2 protein-coding genes, 1 tRNA gene and 2 rRNA genes are annotated in these 3,337 nt (G+C 24.5%); 4 read left to right on the top strand and 1 reads right to left on the bottom strand.

Annotated elements, in window-relative coordinates; genetic code table 11:
• The 4 genes from AC07E4_RS08230 to AC07E4_RS08215 all read left to right on the top strand — a co-directional run.
• Positions 1-83 (top strand): 23S ribosomal RNA (locus AC07E4_RS08230); the annotation flags it as partial.
• Between the two features lie 48 nt (positions 84-131).
• Positions 132-249 (top strand): 5S ribosomal RNA (gene rrf, locus AC07E4_RS08225).
• Positions 250-254: 5 nt separating this feature from the next.
• A tRNA-Lys gene (locus tag AC07E4_RS08220) sits at positions 255-330 on the top strand.
• Between the two features lie 784 nt (positions 331-1,114).
• The gene (locus AC07E4_RS08215) at positions 1,115-2,209 is read left to right on the top strand and encodes a mechanosensitive ion channel family protein (RefSeq protein ID WP_051540543.1); all 1,095 of its coding nucleotides are present in this window, start codon (positions 1,115-1,117) and stop codon (positions 2,207-2,209) included.
• 49 nt (positions 2,210-2,258) lie between these two features.
• Here AC07E4_RS08215 and AC07E4_RS08210 read toward each other — a convergent pair whose 3' ends face one another.
• Entirely contained in the window at positions 2,259-2,996 is a 738-nt protein-coding gene (locus AC07E4_RS08210; protein ID WP_478216102.1) for a hypothetical protein, read from the bottom strand.
• Positions 2,997-3,337: the final 341 nt, after the last annotated feature.

Genomic DNA, 3,337 nt, shown 5'->3' with positions numbered 1-3,337 from the left:
AGACTACCAGGTTGATAGGTGAGGGGTGTAAGCATGGTAACATGTTCAGCTGACTCATACTAATAAGTCGAGGGCTTGACCTAAAATAATCACTGTGCAATTTTCAGAGAACAAACTCTATAAAAGAAAAATCTGGTGATGATGGTTTTGAGGGTAACACTCCTTACCATACCGAACAGGCAAGTTAAGCCTCATAACGCCGATAGTACTGCACGGGAAGCTGTGTGGGAGGGTAGGTTGTCGCCAGGTCATATGGTTCACTAGCTCAGTCGGTAGAGCACATGACTTTTAATCATGGTGTCCGGGGTTCGATTCCCCGGTGAGCCACCAAAACTCTTAGTAGAAATACTAAGAGTTTTTTATTTTTATATATAAATGTAAGTATCTAATCCTATGTATGTAAAAATTAAAATGTGAATTGAAAGTATTTAAATAGATATAATTTAATTTTAATACTTAATTAGTATTATAATAAATTATTAAATTTAAACAAAAAATGAATTTAGAAAATGTAGATAATAAAAAGTAATAGATATACCTAAAATATTATGGAGACGCATATAAGAAAATTTATATACTCAATTTAACAATAGTATATATTTAAACATATTTGTGGCATAGATTACAATTAAGTTTATACAAATTTATTTTTGTAATAAAGCATTTATTAATTAGAAACGAATTTAAATTTTTACTAAGTAAAAATGTTATTTTAAAATATTTTTATTTTTTATTATAAATATAAGATCTAATTTTATAAACTTATTCTTTAGATGAGTTAAATGGTTCATTTAAAACTGTATATAGTAAAGTAAGTTTAGAATTTCTTAAAATATATCCACAAATTTAAAAATAAGTTTTATGTTATTAACATTTAGTATTCATTTTGTGGATAAAATAAAAAAAATAAAAAAAGTGTGGATAAAATATTAGTTTAGTTGAATTGTAATTTATAAAATATAACTTATGATTTTGACATAAACTAAAGAGTATTTTAAAATCGAATAGTAAGTTAAAAAATAATACAAATTGAAGGGATGGTGAAAAACTGGTTTATTAATACTATTTTATAGTTAATTCAATTAAATAGTTTATATTTTTAAATCAGTACAATATGACAATACTAGCAAGTGTGTTAAATAAGTTTGGTCCATATACACTAGAAGATAAAATATTTATTGTATGGGTTAAATTAGCTATAGCTTTTGGATTATTTATTGTAATATTGTTTTTAAAGAATGTATTAGTAAAATATATTATAAAAATAATAAATGGCATTTTAAATAAGTTAGATATTAAGGATAAAGTAACTATTATATCATCATTTGAAAAACCTATAAAAAATTTCTTATTAATATTAGGCATATATATAATAGTCTTTACTGGGTTTGATATATTAGGTTTAAAAAAGCAAATATTAAATAGAATATTAAAAACTGCATTTGTTATGTGCATAGCACAAGGATTTATTAATTCAGTGAATACACCTATTAGTTTGCTAAATAAATTTTATGATAATGAAGTAAAATTAGATAAAATTGCGTATTCGTTTATAGCGAAGTTTATTAAAGTTGCTATATTAATAATATGCATTCTTATAATAGCTGAGATATGGGGAATAGAAGTAAAAGGTTTAGTAGCTGGAGCTGGTATCGGTGGAGCTGTATTAGCATTAGCAGCAAAAGATACAGCTGCAAATATTGTTGCAGGAATAAGTATAATATTTGATAGATCATTTTCAATTGGAGATTGGATTCAATGCAACAATATAGAAGGTGAAGTAGAAGATATATCACTAAGAAGTACTAAGGTGAGAACTGTTGATAAAGTATTAATAACATTACCTAACTCTATGTTAGCTAATACATCTATATTAAATTTTACGAGGAGAGATATGCGAAGAGTAACTTTTAATATAGGATTAACGTATGGAACTGAACAAGAGAAAATGAAGAATGTTATATCTGAAATAAAAAATATGTTAAATGAAAGTGAAGATGTATTAAATGATGGTATACTAGTTAACTTTGATAAGTACAATGATAGTAGTTTAGATATAAGTATAGCATACTATACAAATAAGGTTAAATTGGATGAATATCTTAAAGTGAAAAATAATATTAATTTTAAAATAATGGATATAATAGAATTACAAGATACATCAATAGCATTTCCATCAACTACTGTTTATATAAATAAGGAAGAATAAAAAAGCTGGTATATAGTGAAGTATAACTATATACCAGCTTTTTTATATATTAATCTAAATAAGGAACATTATCTTCTAAGCAAGTATAAATGCTCTTAACTCCTACGAACCAAAGTGAATCCTCAGAATATTTATTATTTAGCCATTTAAATGGATCTATATTCTCAGGTCTACCCAAAGATAGATTTACTACTGTTCGAGATGCAATTTCAGATGAATCTTTAATATCCGTATTATAATTTTGCCAACTATTAAATACGTTAAATGGATTATTTGCAATTTCCTTTGCATTTGCATTGCTTTTAGGAACAAAACTTTGTTCCTGACCAGTGATGGCAAACAAAAGCAATGGATTCACGTTAAAATTTTTAGCTGTATTTATAATTGTTGAAAAGTAAGGTTCTTCTTCTAATAAAGAATTTCTAGTTTGAAGAAACTTTTTTAAAGAAGATTTATCTACTTCTCTATATACAAAATCATTATGCAGATGAGAGCTTTCTATATAGTTTACATTTTGAATTTGAGATGATGAACATTTATTAGAATTATTGTTTTCAGTTTTACATGTATGTCCATCAGGCAAAATATCTTCATTTACAGATAAATATTTCTTTGTATCGTTAAATGATAAAATATTAGAACCAATACGGGTATTAAATACTTGCATATAATCATCTAAATCTACTGGATTAAGTATAGATGAAAATATATAATAGTTGCAAAGCAATATTATAGTAGTCATAAATTTTATTAAAAAGGACTTAAAATTGAAATAATCTTTATTCATTTAATTACCACCATAAAAAAATTTTTTATACAACAATTAATTTAACCTAAAATAATTTTTTTATACTTAATATAATTAAATTATATAAAAATAAGCAATATACTTTACCAAGTGTATCATTACTTATAATAAATAGAAAATAGATGAAATATGTAGTAAATTTAAAATAAGTTAATTATATACATGATTATGAAAATGAATTTTGGACAATGTGTTATATAATAAATCTTGTCGCTGAGGCAAACAAGTAATTGAAGCCAAGCGATGTAGATATAAACTTAAAAAACATTTTAAAAAAAGTGTTGACAAAAAAGTTTAAATCTAGTAAAATAGAAAAAGTC

Source organism: Clostridium amazonense, from assembly GCF_056431285.1.
Note: the sequence above shows the minus strand (reverse complement) of the source record. Positions and strands in the feature narration are given on the sequence as shown.

Excerpts from the sequence above, each read along its gene's own strand:
- AC07E4_RS08215 (WP_051540543.1), top strand. The coding sequence starts at position 1,115 with ATGACAATACTAGCAAGTGTGTTAAATAAGTTTGGTCCATATACACTA.
- AC07E4_RS08210 (WP_478216102.1), bottom strand. The coding sequence starts at position 2,996 with ATGAATAAAGATTATTTCAATTTTAAGTCCTTTTTAATAAAATTTATG.